General features: G+C 59.5%; 18 protein-coding genes and 1 pseudogene. 13 read left to right on the top strand and 6 right to left on the bottom strand.

Annotated features, from left to right (window positions below; translation table 11 throughout):
- Positions 1-21: 21 nt before the first annotated feature.
- Entirely contained in the window at positions 22-285 is a 264-nt protein-coding gene (locus RBT54_RS05570; protein ID WP_320364974.1) for a hypothetical protein, read from the bottom strand.
- 337 nt (positions 286-622) lie between these two features.
- Here RBT54_RS05570 and RBT54_RS05565 point away from each other — a divergent pair, with 337 nt between their 5' ends.
- From RBT54_RS05565 to RBT54_RS05545, 5 genes are all read left to right on the top strand, one after another.
- Positions 623-823 (top strand): type II toxin-antitoxin system RelE/ParE family toxin, encoded by a 201-nt coding sequence (locus tag RBT54_RS05565; protein ID WP_320364972.1) that lies wholly within the window; start codon positions 623-625, stop codon positions 821-823.
- Positions 824-1,097: 274 nt separating this feature from the next.
- Complete coding sequence (locus tag RBT54_RS05560; protein ID WP_320364970.1) at positions 1,098-2,456, top strand: UDP-glucose/GDP-mannose dehydrogenase family protein; 1,359 nt, start codon at positions 1,098-1,100, stop codon at positions 2,454-2,456.
- A gap of 296 nt (positions 2,457-2,752) precedes the next feature.
- Positions 2,753-3,715, top strand: coding sequence for a hypothetical protein (locus tag RBT54_RS05555; protein ID WP_320364968.1), 963 nt, complete (start codon positions 2,753-2,755; stop codon positions 3,713-3,715).
- Between the two features lie 5 nt (positions 3,716-3,720).
- Complete coding sequence (locus RBT54_RS05550; RefSeq protein ID WP_320364966.1) at positions 3,721-4,656, top strand: GNAT family N-acetyltransferase; 936 nt, start codon at positions 3,721-3,723, stop codon at positions 4,654-4,656.
- A 27-nt stretch (positions 4,657-4,683) separates the two neighbouring features.
- Entirely contained in the window at positions 4,684-5,349 is a 666-nt protein-coding gene (locus RBT54_RS05545) for a GNAT family N-acetyltransferase (protein WP_320364964.1), read from the top strand.
- On the opposite strand, the gene RBT54_RS05540 is transcribed toward RBT54_RS05545, so the two are convergent.
- Genes RBT54_RS05540 through RBT54_RS05520 form a run of 5 tightly spaced genes read right to left on the bottom strand, consistent with a single transcriptional unit; the run spans position 5,336 to position 9,236 of the window.
- A complete protein-coding gene (locus RBT54_RS05540; RefSeq protein ID WP_320364962.1) occupies positions 5,336-6,535 on the bottom strand; it encodes a GNAT family N-acetyltransferase in 1,200 nt (399 codons plus the stop codon). The two genes, RBT54_RS05545 and RBT54_RS05540, sit on opposite strands and share 14 nt — an antisense overlap.
- 31 nt (positions 6,536-6,566) lie before the next feature.
- Positions 6,567-7,292 carry a tetratricopeptide repeat protein gene (locus RBT54_RS05535; protein ID WP_320364960.1) on the bottom strand — a complete coding sequence of 242 codons (726 nt, stop codon included), beginning with the start codon at positions 7,290-7,292 and terminating at the stop codon, positions 6,567-6,569.
- Complete coding sequence (locus RBT54_RS05530) at positions 7,289-8,161, bottom strand: hydrolase 1, exosortase A system-associated (protein WP_320364958.1); 873 nt, start codon at positions 8,159-8,161, stop codon at positions 7,289-7,291. The genes RBT54_RS05535 and RBT54_RS05530 overlap by 4 nt, the downstream gene beginning before the upstream one ends.
- On the bottom strand, positions 8,158-8,979 hold the full coding sequence (locus RBT54_RS05525; protein ID WP_320364956.1) for a hydrolase 2, exosortase A system-associated: 822 nt from the start codon (positions 8,977-8,979) through the stop codon (positions 8,158-8,160). The genes RBT54_RS05530 and RBT54_RS05525 overlap by 4 nt, the downstream gene beginning before the upstream one ends.
- 8 nt (positions 8,980-8,987) lie before the next feature.
- Positions 8,988-9,236, bottom strand: coding sequence for an acyl carrier protein (locus tag RBT54_RS05520; protein WP_320364953.1), 249 nt, complete (start codon positions 9,234-9,236; stop codon positions 8,988-8,990).
- A gap of 179 nt (positions 9,237-9,415) precedes the next feature.
- Between RBT54_RS05520 and RBT54_RS05515 the strand changes: the two genes are divergently transcribed.
- From RBT54_RS05515 to RBT54_RS05480, 8 genes and pseudogenes are all read left to right on the top strand, one after another.
- Positions 9,416-10,120: a GNAT family N-acetyltransferase gene (locus tag RBT54_RS05515; RefSeq protein ID WP_320364950.1), complete on the top strand. Its 705-nt coding sequence runs from the start codon at positions 9,416-9,418 to the stop codon at positions 10,118-10,120.
- Positions 10,121-10,165: 45 nt separating this feature from the next.
- Positions 10,166-11,170 (top strand): glycosyltransferase family A protein, encoded by a 1,005-nt coding sequence (locus RBT54_RS05510; protein WP_320364948.1) that lies wholly within the window; start codon positions 10,166-10,168, stop codon positions 11,168-11,170.
- Positions 11,167-12,654, top strand: a complete 1,488-nt coding sequence (locus RBT54_RS05505; RefSeq protein WP_320364946.1) for a lipopolysaccharide biosynthesis protein — start codon at positions 11,167-11,169, stop codon at positions 12,652-12,654. The genes RBT54_RS05510 and RBT54_RS05505 overlap by 4 nt, the downstream gene beginning before the upstream one ends.
- 71 nt (positions 12,655-12,725) lie before the next feature.
- The gene (locus RBT54_RS05500) at positions 12,726-13,625 is read left to right on the top strand and encodes a polysaccharide pyruvyl transferase family protein (protein WP_320364944.1); all 900 of its coding nucleotides are present in this window, start codon (positions 12,726-12,728) and stop codon (positions 13,623-13,625) included.
- Between the two features lie 68 nt (positions 13,626-13,693).
- Complete coding sequence (locus tag RBT54_RS05495; protein WP_320364942.1) at positions 13,694-14,788, top strand: sugar-transfer associated ATP-grasp domain-containing protein; 1,095 nt, start codon at positions 13,694-13,696, stop codon at positions 14,786-14,788.
- Between the two features lie 49 nt (positions 14,789-14,837).
- Positions 14,838-15,065 carry a hypothetical protein gene (locus RBT54_RS05490; RefSeq protein WP_320364940.1) on the top strand — a complete coding sequence of 76 codons (228 nt, stop codon included), beginning with the start codon at positions 14,838-14,840 and terminating at the stop codon, positions 15,063-15,065.
- Between the two features lie 18 nt (positions 15,066-15,083).
- A pseudogene (locus RBT54_RS05485) lies at positions 15,084-15,941 on the top strand (sugar-transfer associated ATP-grasp domain-containing protein); the annotation flags it as partial.
- A 40-nt stretch (positions 15,942-15,981) separates the two neighbouring features.
- The gene (locus RBT54_RS05480; RefSeq protein ID WP_320364937.1) at positions 15,982-16,965 is read left to right on the top strand and encodes a hypothetical protein; all 984 of its coding nucleotides are present in this window, start codon (positions 15,982-15,984) and stop codon (positions 16,963-16,965) included.
- The last annotated feature ends 290 nt before the right edge of the window (positions 16,966-17,255 follow it).

The raw sequence follows: 17,255 nt of genomic DNA, 5'->3' as shown, positions 1-17,255 counted from the left end.
GTGGCGGGCGCAGCCTCCTGGCTAGCGCGCCGCAACGTCTTTCCAGTGTTGCACGCTCGGGTGAGCCACTGCCGAGCCGTCGGCCGGTGTCGCCGTGCCGTTCTTGAACGGCATCAGCACCCGGCACACAACCTCGAACGGCGCCCCAGCAGACTCCATCGTCTGGGCCGCCCGCTGCATGGGCATGACACCGCGCGAAACCCCATCCACGCACAGATCGATCAGACGGCGCAACCGTACCCGCACACGCTGGTCCATCTGCTGGGCCCTGTTTTCAGCGCGCATGAACACGCCCCTTTAAATTTGCATCGGTGTCACTAAGCAAGAATCGTTCTCACGCGTCAAGCCACGCCAACAACATGCATGTAATCATGCATTTTGGTAACTGGCGCACAACGCGGACGGGCCTCGCACGCCTCGGGCAGCAGCCTGGTGTAAAAAATCCCGACACGGTTTCCCCCAGGCAAACCCAAGCGGATTGAATCCGGCAGACGAACACTGAGGGTACTCATCGCAGTTCCTTTTCAAGATGTGCCAAAAACTCTGCCGGAGTCACGACCGCCAGCCGGCGAAAACGAGGAGAGGCACAATCCCGGGCCGACCGAGCACGTCTGCGTACTCCATGACCATCGGCACCGTCAAACAAACCTCGAACCGCCGTGTCCTCAAGTGGCTCAGCAAACCGAACGGCGCCCCCAGCCTCGAGCACGCCACACCCGACTTGTACCTCCTCGGCTACACGGTTTCGGGGGAGGCGCGCCTGGTCTACCTCAAGGCCGTTGGGCCACACAAAAACTTCTACCGCGCCCTGAAACGGGACTGACAAGATAACGCCGCGCCGGGCCAGTTCGCCCACGCATGCGGCAAGCGGCTCATCATCAAGATGCTCTAACCACCCCCCGTAGGAACAAGTGTCTGTGGGAGCGGGCTTGCCCGCGAATGCAGCACCTTAATCGCCCCTGCCTCCCTCGCCCGCCCCATCTCCCCCCAATCGCGACGTCAGCCTACTAAAGTTGTCATCGAGACCCGCTAGGTTTGCCGCATCGCATCAATGCCTCGTGCAGATGCACCGCCCTTACCATCAGCGGGAACCAGCGATGAAACTCACCATCTTCGGCACCGGCTACGTCGGCCTCGTCACCGGCGCCTGCCTGGCGGAAGTCGGCCACACTGTGGTCTGCATGGACGTCGACCAAGGCAAGATCGACAGGCTCAAGGCCAGCATCATCCCGATCTGGGAACCGGGCCTCGAACCCATCGTCACCCGTAACGTCGCCGAAGGCCGACTGCGCTTCACCACCGATGTGGAAGAAGCCGTCAAGCACGCCGACGTGCAGTTCATCGCCGTCGGCACGCCGCCCGACGAAGACCGCTCCGCCGACCTCCAGTACGTGCTCGCGGTCGCGGAGGCCATCGCCCGCCACATGCCGCGCTACCGCGTCATCGTCAACAAATCCACCGTCCCGGTCGGCACCGCCGACAATGTCCAGGCCAAGGTCGAGCAGATCCTCGCCGAGCGCGGCGAAGCGATCCCCTTCGATGTCGTCTCCAACCCCGAATTCCTCAAGGAAGGTGCCGCCGTGGGCGACTTCCTCAAGCCCGACCGCATCATCATCGGCACGCGTTCGGCCCGCGCGCAGGAACGCATGCGCGAGCTCTACGAGCCCTTCAACCGCAACCACGAACGCACCCAGTTCATGGACGTGAAGAGCGCCGAGCTCACCAAGTACGCTGCCAACGCCATGCTCGCCACCAAGATCAGCTTCATGAACGAGCTCGCCAACATGGCCGAGCTCCTCGGCGCTGACATCGAGGAAGTGCGCAAGGGCATCGGCGCCGATCCGCGCATCGGCTACCACTTCATCTACCCCGGCTGCGGCTACGGCGGCAGCTGCTTCCCCAAAGACGTCCAGGCCCTGGGCCGCACCGCCGACCAGATCGGCTACGACGCCCCGCTGCTCAAGGCCGTCGAGGCGGTCAACAACCGCCAGAAAACCACCCTGTTCACCAAGCTCACCAAGCACTTCGGCGGCGCCGCCTCGCTGAAGGGAAAGACCATCGCCGTCTGGGGCCTGGCCTTCAAGCCCAACACCGACGACATGCGCGAGGCGCCCAGCCGCACGCTCATCGAGGCGCTGTGGGCGGCAGGCGCCAAGGTGCAGGCCTATGATCCGGTGGCGATGGGCGAGATGCGCCGGATCTATGGCCGGCGCGAAGACCTGGCGCTGGCGAGCAACAAGTACAACGTGCTCGAAGGCGCCCACGCACTGGCGATCTGCACCGAATGGCAGCAGTTCCGAGCGCCAGACTTTGATGAGATGGAGAGGCTGCTTCTCAACAAGGTGATCATCGACGGACGCAATATATACAGCCCTGCACGTCTGAACGAGGACGGTTGGGCCTATTTCAGCATCGGGCGCAACCACTGCTCAGGAGCGTCTGTCGCTGAGCAATAAAGAAGCAGACTCCCTTCCATGGACCCGCTACGGCACACTCCTCTCCCCGATAATGCCCAAATGCGTGACATCTGCCCCTTGTCCCTGTCATCCTTCGGCCTTAACCTTCGTGGCCTGGCCCCCAAGCGAATCCTGACCTAAGTGCGAGCTGACCCAGCCAAGCTATAAAACCACGACGCATTTCATCGTGAGCGACTGGCTTTGTTACTGGGGGCGGTCGCGGGCTGATCCAGCAACTTGAGGAATCAGCCCCTCTTACGCTTTATTGCAGCAACATAGGCACAAGAGGCGCCTGAGTGAACGTACTCCTCACCTTCGACATTGAGGTCTGGTGCAACAGCTGGACGACCCTGGACAAAGATTTTGCGTCGAGCTTCGAACGCTACGTGTTCGGGCGCTCCAAAGAGGGCGACTTTGCTCTTCCAAAGACGCTGGAAGTTCTCGATCGCCACGGTCTCCACGGTGTCTTTTTCGTCGAGCCGCTGTTTGCCGCCCGCTTCGGCCTCGAACCGCTGGCCACAATTGTCGACCTCATCAAGCAGGGCGGCCACGAGATCCAGCTCCATCTGCATCCAGAATGGACGGACGAGGCAACGACGCCACTACTGCCGAACGTGGCCACCAAACGCCAGCACTTGTCCTACTACACGAGGGACGAGCAAGAAGCCTTGATCAGGCACGGGCTGCGCCTGCTGCGTGAGGTCGGCGCAGAACCACCTTCGGCCTTCCGATCAGGAAGCTTTGCGTGCAATGAAGACACCTTCTCCGCCATCGCGGCAAACCGATTACGCTTCGACAGCAGCATAAACCGTACCCTCCCAGTGTCGACGCCGGGCCGTGCCCAACCAGTATCTGCCGGTCTATGCGAACCTTTCACTGTCAATGAACTAGACGTCTATCCCATGACGATCTTCCGCGATGGCTTCGGACGTCTCCGCCACGCACAGATCGGGGCATGCGGCACGGGTGAGCTCATCGAAGCAATCGAGTGCTCAAAGTCCGATGGCTGGACGTCATTCATCGCCTTGTCTCACAATTTCGAGCTATTGGTTCCCGACAAGGTAAAGCCCGACACAATCGTCGTCAGGCGATTTGAAGCCCTCTGCAGATTCCTCGCTAATCAGAAAGACTCCCTTCCAACCGCTGGCTTCAATGATCTCACCGAACGCCCTGCGCCGCGGGGGCTTCCCCTTCCACGGGCCAGCAGACTATCGACTTTCGTTCGCTTCGCCGAGCAAGCACTTAGACGCCTGAACTGACCCTAATGAATACAGCCCAATGGCATCCGTTCGAGTACGAGCTCAAGTACCGACTCGGCGAGATCACGCTCGGCCAAAGCCGCCTCCATGTACTGCGAAAAGTCTACTCGTTGAACGACATCCGCAATTTCAATAGTTTCCCCGCGTTACCGGCGCTTCCTCGCTCTCTAGAGGGCTATCTCCTCGCCAATATCCCTCAAGAGGGGATTACAGGCTCCATTAGTCGCCAAGAGCATTTCATAAGTTACTGCCTGAAGGCTTACCTCCGCTGCTACATCGACATGTCGGGTGATTTCAACCGCTATCAGGCCAAGTTTTCGAGCAAGACGCGATCGGGGATTAACCGCAAGGTACGCAAATTTGCGGAGCACGTAGGTGCACTAGATTTCAGATGCTACAAGACACCTAGCGAAGTTAAGGAATTCTTCGAACTCGCTCGACCGGTTTCTGCAGACAGTTATCAAGAACGCCTACTCGACTGTGGCCTACCCACAGATCGGCCGTTTATGGAGGAGGCAATAGCGGCAGCGGGCCGCGATGAAATACGGGCTTTCCTGCTCTTTTCCGGCGACCGAGCAGTGTCTTATTTGTATTGCCCGATCCGCGAGGATGTCCTCGAATATGCGTTTCTCGGGTATATACCCGAGTTCTCGAAGCTTTCCCCGGGCACAGTGCTCCAGTGGCTGGCACTCGAAAAACTCTTTGCAGAGGGAAGGTTTACCGCTTTCGATTTCACCGAGGGCGAATCAGAACACAAGCGCTTCTTCAGCACCCATCAGATTCCCTGTAGCCTAGAACTGCTCCTACAACCCAATCTATCCACCCACCTGAAGGCCCGAGTTCACCGGGGTGTCGATAGAGCATCAACGATCATGGGTGAAGGCCTCGACAGGATAGGTCTCAAAAGCCGTATAAAGAAATGGCTACGACACAAAGCCTAGACTGCGCGGTCGATACGATAGAGAACAATGATCACCGCCCACATCCATCGCCTTGTAAGAAACCTGACGAACCGATCCTATGTCTCTGCGGGGACATACTGGGCCATTCGTAGGCTTACGGGAGTACAGTTTCACTTCGTCTACGCCACATACCTCAATTCTTCGACAAGCACTCAGGTAGCCCTCCCATTGGAATTTTTCGTTCTCGAGAGTGAAGCTGACCTTAAGAAGCTCCCTAAGAACATTGAAATTCAACTGAATGAGCAATCAGGTTTTTCCTGCCGCGATTTGTTTGAGCAGAACGCCCGTATCTACCTTCTCATGGACGGCGAGAAGCTTGCCTGCCAGCTCAACATCCGTCAGAGCGAAGTCGTCGTCGACTCCCCGATCGATCTTATCCTGCGCTTCGAAAGCGGGACGGCTTTTCTCAACTACCTGTACACACGAGATGCCTATCGCGGGCACGGCCTGGCGGGAAAACTGATTAGCCTCGCTTGTGAAGACTTGGCAAGAAAAGGATTACACCGCTGCTTGGCGCATATCCGCGCGACAAACCATGCCTCACTATCATCATTTCGGAAAGCCGGCTGGACTACCTGCGGGCGCATCATCTCTACCACGTCGGGCCGCCTAATCGCAGCCCCTGGCTGCGAGCAGTCTGGTATGCAAATCACGCAATTCAAGCGCGTCTAAGCCAACGCCTAATTGCAACCTTAACCCCCGCACGGTCCAACACCCACCCAATCAGCCCCGACAGTCCGTTGAACGACCTCAAAGCGAAACTGGTCGCCCAGCCACGTGGAGTTCGAGGAAAAAGGTAATAGTTCCGCTCAATGCGTGAGAGATTGCTAGCCTTGCGCTTGAAATCGTTATCACCGTAAAGCATATCAAGCGTGTGAACGCCCATAAAATTTTCACTCAGGTCACGCACAGAGTGAAGGTGCAACACGACCCCGGGATGCCATTTCTCAAAGTCCGGGTCATAGCCTACGTGATGGCTCGAATAAACCTCATTAAAAAGAAAGCCGATCCTCCACGCAACAGGCTGACCGTCCACTGTAAGTAGATAGCAGCGCGCGTAGCCACGTAGAGCCCCCTCGATGACTTTGTTTCCAATATAGCTATCAGCAACGATTCCTAGGCCATGTTGGCGTGCCTGATAAGTCCGTTTCGATACCGCCTCAACCCGATTCAGAAAATCAGTTACTTCAGCGGTACTGCAAGACGTTGAAAATTCGAAGCGCCCCGCGAAATTGGACTCGAATCGCCGAATACTACGCCGCAGATCCTGTCGGCTTTTCGCAGGCAAGCTCGCGAGATATTCATCAAGGCTGTTTCCAAGAACACAAAGGCGGCGCGCATACTCTGCACCATGCTCACAAACGAAGAACGAACGCTTCAATGCACCACTCGCCAGCGCTTGCCCCAAGCCCTCATCACGCACCACTCCAAGTAGAAAAACCGCCCCATTCGACGGCATCATTTCGGCAAGCGCGTTCATAGCGGCGGACCAGTCGACCGGTGGACTCTCGGGGAAATTACCTACAAGTACATGGCGGCGAATCTTTACCGCACAGACTGCGGTGCTTCCAAAGCCGATATCCACCTGACCATCATGAACAAATAGCGGAACGACCCTCCCTGAATCATCGCGAAGCACCAGAACCGCCTTATGCGCTTGGTCGCATTGAGCCAGTAGCCAGTCGACATTGTGATCGACAACTTCGTCGTCCAGCTGTTCAATTCCCCTATCGCCCTGCCTCAACAAGGAGGCCTGCCAGTGCGAGGACCTTCCGGCTGCACTAATCGGCACGCACGCCTCGTCAGCGCACTTGCTCAACGGCCCTCCGGCCAATTCGTCGCGAGCTTCCTGTGACATTCAGATCAAGCCCATCAGATCCGCTTGCACATCACCGCGCATCCGCCGAACCCTCAGTCGCGTCAACTTCAGGCGCCACCTCCCTTCCTTGACCCACAGCTGCACCGGCGTCCGGGGTGGGGGAGCCTTCTCGCCACCTTCCCGCTCGCTTGAGCTTGTCTCGCAGCCCCGGGAGCGGAAATCCCGCACCATATGCAGCATGGGCACTGGTTAGCGCCTTCTCGTATTGCCCAAGGTTGAAGTATGCCAACCCCAAATTGTAGTGAACGTTCGCGCTCCCACCATCCAACGCACGCGCGGCCTCCAGCTTTCCAAGCGCCTCTCCAGACTTTCCTGTCTGTATCAGGTAAATGCCATGAATAACCTTCACCATGGCATCATCTGCACGAAATCGTTCAGCTCGATCAAACCAGCAACTCATGGTGTAGTCCGAGCCCTTGGGAGTAGAGGTCTTTTCCCGCGCCGCCAATTTAAGCATCGCCATCAACGCGCGATGATGATTGGGAAATGCGCGCAAGGTGTATGCAATATCCGCTCCGATCGCGCTGCTCGACTTACCCTTGGACAAGGTTTCCACTTCCGGGGTGAAATGAAAGCGCTCGACGACCTCTAAACGGTCTTTCTGGGTCCGATAGTCGAACGGACCGTAGCCGTTATTCAGGCTGCCGCACACGGCCTGGCCTTGTGCGAACGCCACAGGCAACTGCAATGCAAACGCAAGGACACTTCCCAAGATTGCGTATCGTCTGACCGTCATAGCAGATCTCCCTGCCAACGCGCGAAAAGTTGCACCTGTTCAAGCGTGGCGCACGCAACGTCGGCTTTAGCTTTCGTCGTCGAAAAGGTGTGATCAGCCTCAAAGTGCTGGATGCCGAAACAAGAATCTCGCTTCAAGAGTTGCTGCCACGTCGGGACTCGCCCGGCAACATCCTCGAACTCCCGTGCTACAAAATCACGCCGACTTAGAAAAAAAACGAAAGGGACTGCTCCACTGGACAGGGCCGCGCCCATTCTTTCGGGGAGACTGACGTTTTCAGGTTCCACTGGTGCCGTCCCCCGCGCCAGCTTCGCGGCACCCACTAGCTCACCAGCCGACTTGCCAATGGAGACACGGCCAGAGAACAGTTTTTTCCAGAAGCTCGGATCAAACAATCGGCGCAGGTAATAGTGCTTAAGAAACGTTCGCGCCACGCCAGCGTCTGTTTTCACCCACGGATTGAGCAACACCAGGCCAGCGACACGCGATTCATGGCGCGCATAAAGGCATGCTGCGCTTGCACCATCACACAAACCCCATATCACAACCTTCTTCAGGCTGGGCACCTGGCGGAAAAACTCGTCCATTGCCGCTTTGAGATCATCATCCACTTCCTCAAAGACTCGCGGAGTACCACTCGCATCACCCATTCCGCGATAGTCGAACCGCATACAGGGAATGCCCTTCTCCGCCAGAAACCGGGACAACAATACAAACTGCCGGTGACTTCCGACGCGGTACTGGGGACCGCCAACAACAACGAGGACGCCGACCGCAGACATCTCAACATCATCTGCGGGGACCGCAATAAGGCCCACGAGCTCCTCGCCCTCGCAGCCGAAAAGAAAGGCCGATTCGCGCAAGGTCATGACAAGAGTCGATCAAGCCAAGCCGTGGACCGGTCCGCCAAGGCAGGCACAGTCTCAATCTCCTGCGTCTGCCAAAAAGCCGGGCCACTCAACACATCCAGCTCTACGTCGATACCGCTCTCCCCCCACTTTTGCTGGAGCACTCGAAGCGCTGGAGACGCCTCAACACGGTCACCGCCACATACCTCGAGAACCCCCACGGAAGCTTGGTACGACGGAGGCAGGCGTAGAGTAGCCGCATCCAAACCACTCGCAAGTTGCGGCGACAAGTTGTAACCCGCCACCTCAACAGCACGTCCAGACTCCAAGTCGGTGCGCATGTTTGCCATCGCAACCTTGGCGTCACCATCAACGAGCATTTCGCCAGCAGCCTTAAGACGCAGGAACTGGGTAAGGTGTTGCCGGCCGTTGGTCACGGGTTGCCACATCAGCAAAGCGGGGGAGCGTCCCTCATGGCTTGCAAGCCAGTCTGCAGCAAGCAGGCTTCCTGCACGAACAGTCCAAACCACTGTAGGGGCGGCGCACAGGGTCGCAAGCAAGGCCCACGCTAGAGACAGGTCATCCAACCAATCAGCCCATGAAGCATCCCTGAAGTCTCCAGCGCTGTCACCACAACCAAAAAGGTCCATCTGCAGAACTACCCAACCGCGCTCAGCAAACGCCCGAGCGGCGAGAGCGGCCATACGCCTCGCCTTATTTAGCTCTTCGGCAAAGGGGTGAACATGCAGGATGCATCCAACAGGAGGCCCTTCCGGCCATGTAACCAGGCAAAAACGTCCGCCTCCAGGCGCGTCAAGGAAAAAAGCCTGACGTCTCACGTGGTACGTCAGCCAAGCTTGCCATCGACGAAGGCCACCAGAGATCCGACGGTTGCGAAGGACGATCCATCGATCTCGTCGTCTTCCACCGTGAATCCAAACCGTTCCTCGAGCATGTTGATGACACCAACTACCGCCATCGAGTCCAGTTCAGGCAAGACGCCCAGTAGCTCCGTCTCACGACTGAAGCCGTTTGCGCGCCCACCCAAGCTCAGCACCTCATCCAGAATGGCCAGAACTTCTCGCATGGTGTCCAAATCTTCGCTCCCGACTGTGTTTTCACGCCCAATGAGTGACGGATTCTACGATACCGTCAAAATGAGGTTGCTATTATAGACGCCTCAAGCACTGGCCCGGCGAAGGAGTTTTTCTGCGGCACGGGCCCGCGAACGCGACACTGGTAGCACGCAAACACCGAGGAAGGGACCTGAACGGCATGCCTTATCAACGCATCGTCGCCAACATTTCACAACTAGGCTGGGTTGACGGCCTCTTCTTTCTCACCGCGCGCACACTGTCAAAACTGACTGGACGGCGGGCACGGATTATCCGTTACCACATCATGGCTCAACCAGTCCAGTGCGGCGCCTACCCAACTCGTCCATCCAACAAGACGACGATTGGGCTGATCGACCACGGCGACCCGTTCACTGAGCAGTTTCCTCGCGCCCCAGAAGTCGTAGCGCAACGTTACCGCAGCGGCAGCCGCTGCCTTGCCGCGAAATCAGGCGATCGCTTTGCTGGTTTCATCTGGCTAGCACGTGGCGGCTACGACGAAGACATGGTTCGCTGTCGCTACGAGTTCGCCTACCCCGCGGAGAGCGCCTGGGATTTCGACGTCTTCGTCGACCCCGACTTTCGGGTCGGCCGCACCTTCGTCCGACTGTGGGACGCCACCAACGAACAACTGCGCAGCGAAGGAGTCCGGTGGTGTTTCTCCCGCATCGAATCGTCCAACCCCGGCTCGCTTCATGCCCATCGGCGCCTCGGTATCCGCAAGCTGTTCAGCGTCACTTTCGTGTGCCTTGGCCCCGTGCAACTGACCTTCGCCGGTGCTGCGCCCTACGTGCACGTTTCCTTATCGCAGCGATCGCGGCCGACGCTCCGACTCTCCCCCCCGCGTCAACATGGTTCGGCATGAACAGCTTGCCGCAACGCCATAGCCGCATTCCAGGCTTTCCATAAGATGGCTCTCATAACGGAATCGAATGACGCCGCCCCCCTGGTGAGTGTCGTCATCCCCGCCTACAACTGCGAGCACTACCTCGCCCGCGCCATATCGAGCACACTCGCTCAGACCTATAGCGGCATCGAGTGCATCGTCGTAAATGATGGCTCGACCGACCGCACGACCGATGTCATCGCCGCGTTCGGAAACCGCATTCGCAGCGTCACGCAACCCAACGGCGGAGCCTCCTCGGCACGCAACGCGGGCATTGGAATGGCACGCGGTGCGTATGTCGCCTTTCTTGATGCGGACGACTACTGGCTCCCGACCAAGATCGCCAACCAGGTCGAGGTGTTTCGCCGCCATCCCGGGCTTGTGCTGGTGTCGTGCGATTTCATTTGGGAGCGCCCGGGCGACGCCACCGAGGCAACCGCAGACGCCAGCCCACCGTTTCAGGCCGATCACGTGCGCGTCTTCCACGACCTGACGGAACTGCTTCGCAATCCCTACCTCGGAACGCCAACCGTCATCGTCGACGCAAGCGCCTTGCGCGAAGTCGGCGGCTTCGACACCAGCCTGCCACTCGGCGAGGACGTCGACCTGTATTTCAGGCTATGCGAAGGTCGCTCGTATGCGATTCTTCACCAGTCCCTCACCCGCGCCCAACTCAGGCATGGCAGCCTGACCACGCAGATTCGCGGCTACGCCGACAATCTGCGCGTCTTCGACCGGCTGGCGCGGTCGCTGTCGGGGCTGAACGCTGAACAGCACGAGCTCCTCGACGCGCAGCGCATGGCAGTCTATCGCCGCTGGGTTTCCGATCTCCTCGTACGCGGTGCCGGCGTCGATGCACGCGAGGTGCTCAGGCGTAGCCGTGAGGCAGGTCGATTGCCCGGCTACGTGGGCTTCTATCTCAAGTCACTCATCGCCCCAATCCTGCCGCCGCTGCGGAAGGCGCGACGCACCCTGGCGGAGCAGCTGTCCCGCGGCAAGCTCGGTAGCGAAACGCGGAGGGCAAAATGACCGCCATCGGCAAGAGCGTCGCTACCGGGGCGCTCTGGATGATCGCGCTCAAGGTCATCGAACGCAGCATCGGCGTCATCTCGACCACCATCCTCGCGCGCCTGCTGATCCCGGCAGATTTCGGCCTGGTCGCCATGGCCATGGCCATCTTCGCCGTTCTCGAACTGACCGGACAGTTCGGCTTCGATCACGCAATCATCCGCAAGCAGGATGTAACGCGCTCGCAGCTCGATACCGCATGGACGCTGACGATCTGCCACGGACTCCTATCGGGCCTCGCCCTGGCATTGCTCGCCGCGCCGGCAGCACAGTTCTTCAAAGAGCCGCGTCTCGAGGACATTGTCCATGTACTTGCGGCGATCGCCGTCGTACAGAGCTTCGAGAACATCGGCATCATGCTGTTCCGCAAGGATCTGAAGTTCCGCAAGGACTTCAACTTCTTCCTCGCGAAGAAGCTCATCGCCTTTGCCTGCACGGTATCGCTTGCGTTCGCGTTCAAGAGCTACTGGGCGCTGGTCGGCGGCATCCTCGCATCGCGCACCGCCGGCGTCATCCTCAGCTACGTGGTTCATCCCTATCGCCCACGCCTGAGCTTCAGCGCCACACGGGAACTCCTGGGCTTCTCCAAGTGGGTGCTCCTCACGGGGATCCTCGGCTACTTCAGGACGCGCGGTCCCGACTTCATCCTAGGCCGACTCGCCGGCGCCGGCAGCGTCGGCGTCTTTCGCGTCGCGAACGAACTCGCCACCCTGCCGACCACCGAGTTGATGTTTCCGATCGCCCGCGCGGCCTATCCCGGCTACGCAAAGGTGGCCCACGATCGTGATGCGCTGAAGCAGGCCTACCTGGCCGTACAGGGCAGCATCATCATGCTCACCCTCCCGGCCGGTGTAGGTATCGTCATGCTCGCCGACCCCTTCGTCAAAGCCCTACTCGGCTTCAACTGGCTCGAGGCGATCCCCCTGATCCAGATCCTTGGCCTCTACGGCGCGCTTCGCGTATTCCAGACGACCAACAACGCCATCTTCAACGTACTCGGAAAGCCATACTGGAACACCAGCCTAATGGTGCTCGAACTGCTCTCGGTACTACCGTTGCTTGGCTGGCTGATCTATTCGGGTCATGCGATCGAGTCCGCCGCATGGTCGTACGTTGTCGGCTCAGCCATCGTCGTCCCCTGCGCCGTCATCCTGATATCACGCGTGCTGCGCCTGAGCTTCCGCGACCGACTTCGGATCACCTGGCGCCCCGTGCTTGGCGCCGCGCTGATGGCGCTCGCGCTTGAATGGCTGATACGAACACTTGGCCTCCCGACCAGCACGCTCGAAGCTGTCTGGACGCTCCTTATCGCCGTCCCGCTGGGCGCGCTCGTATTCGGGATAACCGTGCTGGGCGTCTGGTATGCCGTGGGCAAACCGAATGGCACAGAACGTAAGCTTTTGTCATTGTTGCTGGAGCGCCTCCAGCCGCTACGCGCGAGATAGGCCGCAGACGACAATCGGCCCGCACACTCATCCTCGCACCGCATGTCAGTTCATCATCCAGGCGCCCAAATATGAAGCTCTATTACTTCAAGGATCCGAAGGGAAACTTCGGCGACGATCTGAACCCCTGGCTCTGGGGCCAATTGCTACCCGACTTCCTCGATGACGACGCCCACGAACTCTTCGTTGGCATCGGCACACTAATCAATCACCGTCTCCCTGCAGAGCCAGTGAAGCACATCGTCGGCTCCGGGTATGGATATGGCGATCCGCCGAAAATCGATGACCGTTTCGTCGTCCACGCGGTGCGTGGTTACGAAACTGCCCGCGTCTTGGGACTGGACCCCGCGCTCGCAATCACGGACGCGGCGGTCCTGCTGCGAGCGGTCACCGTACCTCGCGCAGAGCACAAGACCCACCGTGCCGGCTTTATCCCGCATTGTCAGAGCAGCCGGTACTTCAACTGGGAATCGGTCTGCGATCAACTCGGCCTGAAGTACATCAGCGCCGAATGGGATGTCGAGAAAGTGCTGGTTGAAATGAGCAAGTGCGAGACCTTGCTGTGCGAAGCGATGCACGGCGCGATCGCCGCGGACACGCTCCGAATCCCCTGGATCCCGGTGACCTGCTACGACTACATATCGGCCTTCAAGTGGCGCGACTGGTTGTCCACCCTCGATCTCCCGTATACGCCGACGCCCGTCACTTCGCTGTATGACATCGAGCGCCATCACCCGCTTTCATCCAGACTCAGGAACCACCTGAAGCGGCAACTCCGGTCCGTGGGAATCTGGTCGGATCGCTGGACCCCTCCCCCTCGCGTACCGACCGGACGAGCCGAGTATGAACGCGCCGCAAACGAACTGCGCGTCGCCGCACAGCGCCCTGCATACCTCAGTTCGGAGACGATCCTCAACAGGCACGTCGAGCGCTATCTCGAACTGCTCAACCAGATCACTCGGCGCAAATAAGGGCTTCTGGTCCTCGCGGCGCCCTGCCAGAAGGCACCCCACCCTTTCAGAATCCACGGAAGCGCACCATGTCCGCACTAATCCGCAAGCTGGGTCCGGAAGCCATCCGCTTCCTCGAAACAGTTCGCCGCTACGGCGCCAACCCGATCTCCGCCGCGCGGCGCTATTGGGCCCTGTACCGCCGGCGGCAGTTTTCGCCAGACGAGATTCACTTCCAACGCCTGCTCGATCCCACACTTTCCGAAACGGATCTGTTGCGCGCCGTGAGCAAGGAAGAACTGCTCGCCGTTCAGGCCCGCCTCAATCCCCTTGCGCTTCACGCGCGCACGGAGGACAAGATCGAGTTCAACCGCTTCTGCCGCGAAAACCAACTGCCCGTACCCGATATCTTCGCGCTTTACGATCGAGGGCAGTCGCAACGTGCCGGCGACATCCCCCAGATCAAGGACGTCAATGGGCTGGACACTTTTTTGTGCAGCACACACACGGACAGCTTCATTTTGAAGCCGGTTGCCGGTGTTAACGGCGAAGGCGTCATGCGCCTCGAACGTCATGAGGGACAATGGCGAGACACCCATGGCGCGGCATTCGACGCACCCAAACTGCTCGACACGATGACTCGGACCCCATACGCGCGCTGGCTCTTCCAGCGCGTCGTGCGCGGACACCCGGCCCTTGCAGCGCTGTCGAATACCACCGGACTGCAGACCGTTCGCGTCGTCACCGTCGTCGATCGCGCCAACAGGGTATGCATACTCGCCGCCCGCCTGCGGCTGATTTGCGGCGACGTCGCGCATGACAACTTTGAATTCGGCAAGACCGGCAACGTCATTGCAATCCTCAACCCGGAAAACGGTCGGATCGAATCGGCAGTCGGCGGTTCGAGCGCCCGCTATGAGATGCAGCCGGTGACGCGTCATCCGCGCACGGGGCACGAGTTGATCGGTTTCGAGGTCCCAGACTGGCCTGCCGTCCGCGAGCTCGCCATTGGCGCGGCCCAGAAGTTCATGCCGCTACGTTCCATCGGCTGGGATGTCGCCGTGACGCCTGAGACCCCTACCCTCATCGAAGGCAACGTCACGTGGGCAACACTATCAGGCGAAGCTCGCATGGGAGACATCTATCGGGGCTTATGCGAATTGGCCGACACATTGCGGGGCTGAATCACCAGCCACATCGTCACCTTCTCCGACCACCAGCATCGACAGGCCCATGAAAAAAGCAAAATACTTGAAGAACGAGGCGCGGCGCGTTCTGCAGCAATATCGCACCGCCATTGCTGCCGAGGGCAAGGGCACGGCCATCGGCAACATTAAGAGTGCCTTCCGGATCATGGAGGCGCGTCTACTGCACGGCATTGGCCCTGTCCACTACTCGCTCTATCGACTTTCGGGTGTACCTCGGGAACGCTGGAAGAGTTATATCACCGACGGCCCGTAGTTCAAGCAATTTCTAAAGTCGCTCAACCCCGAGCATCTTCGCGACATTGGAAACAACAAATTGAAGTTCTACCAGCATTGTGTCGAGAACGGCCTGCCTACCATTCCCGTCATCTGCGTCGTCGCCAAGAGCCCCGGACCGACTGTCGAGGGCGTCGAGTGGGTCTGCACGCTCGATCATTGGCGGACCGTCATGCGGGACGCGCCCACCGAGTTGTTCATCAAGCCAATCGATGGCACCTATGGCGAAGGCGCCTTCGTGGTGTCGAAGGATGGCACCGCCGTCGAATTCGACGGCTGCTCAGGCTCGGTCGATGATCTTTTTGCGCACCTGAAGAATCGGCTTGTGCACGAACGTGGCTGGCTGGTTCAGCCACGCATGCGTTCACACCCATCCCTCGATGGAATCGTTTCCCCCCACGGGTTGGCGACAGTACGCGCCGTTACACACATTTGCAAAGGCAAGGCCGAGCTGCTCATCGCCGACCTCAAGATCACCGTCGGCGACAGCGTGGTGGACAATTTCTCCAAGGGGAAATCCGGCAACTTGCTCGCTGGCATTTCGGTTGAGTCGGGTTCGCTCGGCACCGCATGGGGCTCCGCCCGACGGGACTGGCCTGACATGATGTCGTACCAGCGGCATCCCGAAACGGATAGGATGATCGAGGGCTATCGCCTGACGTTCTGGAATGAACTCACCGCGCTTGCGCTGAGGGCGCAGGAGAGCTTGCCGCAGCTACTGACCCTGGGATGGGACATCGCCGCGACCCGCGACGGCGTCATGCTCGTCGAGACGAATACCACCTACGATGTGTCCATTCTTCAGATCGCACATCAGCGCGGCCTGAAGGACGAACTCCTGAACGCCCTCAAGTAGCAGGACTCCGGGCGTCATCAAGCTGACAAGGAGCGTGACCATGAGCACTAAATCTCAGAACTCACGGTCGGGTGCGATTTCGATACTGCCAAGAGTTCTGAATCGCCTGCTACGTCGTCTCGGCTACGAACTCGTGCCTCATGCGGCTTCAAGCAAGAAGGCCATCGAGCCACCGCCCATGCACGCTCATCCGCTAACGGCATTGGTACGCAGTCGCTCGATGGGCCCGAGCGCTTTCGCCTGCCCGCTTGATCAGATTGTGATGCTGAACGGGTTCGGCTTCGGCCCCTCGGGCTGGCATCCATTCAGTGCGGCGTTAGAGCAGTTCGCAGCCGACAGCATCTCGGTCTTCGGCGACTCCGTGCTCCGTCAGTTCTACACCCTTTGGCAACCAGGCGACGCGGCCGAGGCCGTCGCCGGCTTCACTCATCCACCCGCAGTGCTCCGCGGAGCGCCACCGCATGGCTACCATTTCACGCCGTGGTCAACGCTCTCGCTGAATGAGACCATCGAAGAGATTCGCCGGTACTACGCAGCCGACTACGTGGAGCACCATTGTCCGGACCTGCGGCTGGAGGTCGATGGGTTCAAGTTTCACGGCCCCGTCAGCACTGAACTGGGGCGCGTCGAGTTGGACAGGCTCATACGCGTCCACCGGGCCCTTGGCCGCCTCGGCTACGATCGCTCCCATGGCGATATCAACGTCTATATATTGCGGCGCGGAAGCGAGTTCCGATTCGTCTGTCGTGGCGGGGTTCATCGGCTCGCTGCGATGAAAGCGCTCGGCCACACGTCGATTCCAGCCCAACTACGGCCGCCATACCTTGTTGACATTCAAGACCTGGAACACTGGCCTCAAGTGGAAAATGGCCACTGGGAGGCCGAATCGGCCAAACGCTATTTCGACCATCTTTTTGACTTCGACGCCCGCAACTGGGCGAGGATTCGCGGACTTGCCGAGACCGCGCGCGCCCCTGCACACGCGGGCACGCTCACCCAAGTCACTACGCAGGGCGGATATTGAGCTGAAGGCCCGCTGCAAGACACCACGTCATGTCATGCACATATCCTCCAGGACCATCTGTCTCTCGGCGCGCATGTCCAAGGGGGCGACCGACAGCAACAGCGCCTCGATGCGGATCATGCGAGCCACTCGAGCACCCACGCTCCACACGCCTCAGCGGCCTGGATGGGCTATTCGAGTTTGGCGTGGGCCTCGGCCCGCTGCACTTTAACGCGGATCACCGGCGCCTGGACTGCGGGAGCGACCTGCACGGGACAAAGCCCGGCTCGGCCAAGGCAGTGAGTCCTGCG

Source organism: Thauera sp. (assembly GCF_034003485.1).
Taxonomy (GTDB): domain Bacteria; phylum Pseudomonadota; class Gammaproteobacteria; order Burkholderiales; family Rhodocyclaceae; genus Thauera.
Note: the sequence above shows the minus strand (reverse complement) of the source record. Positions and strands in the feature narration are given on the sequence as shown.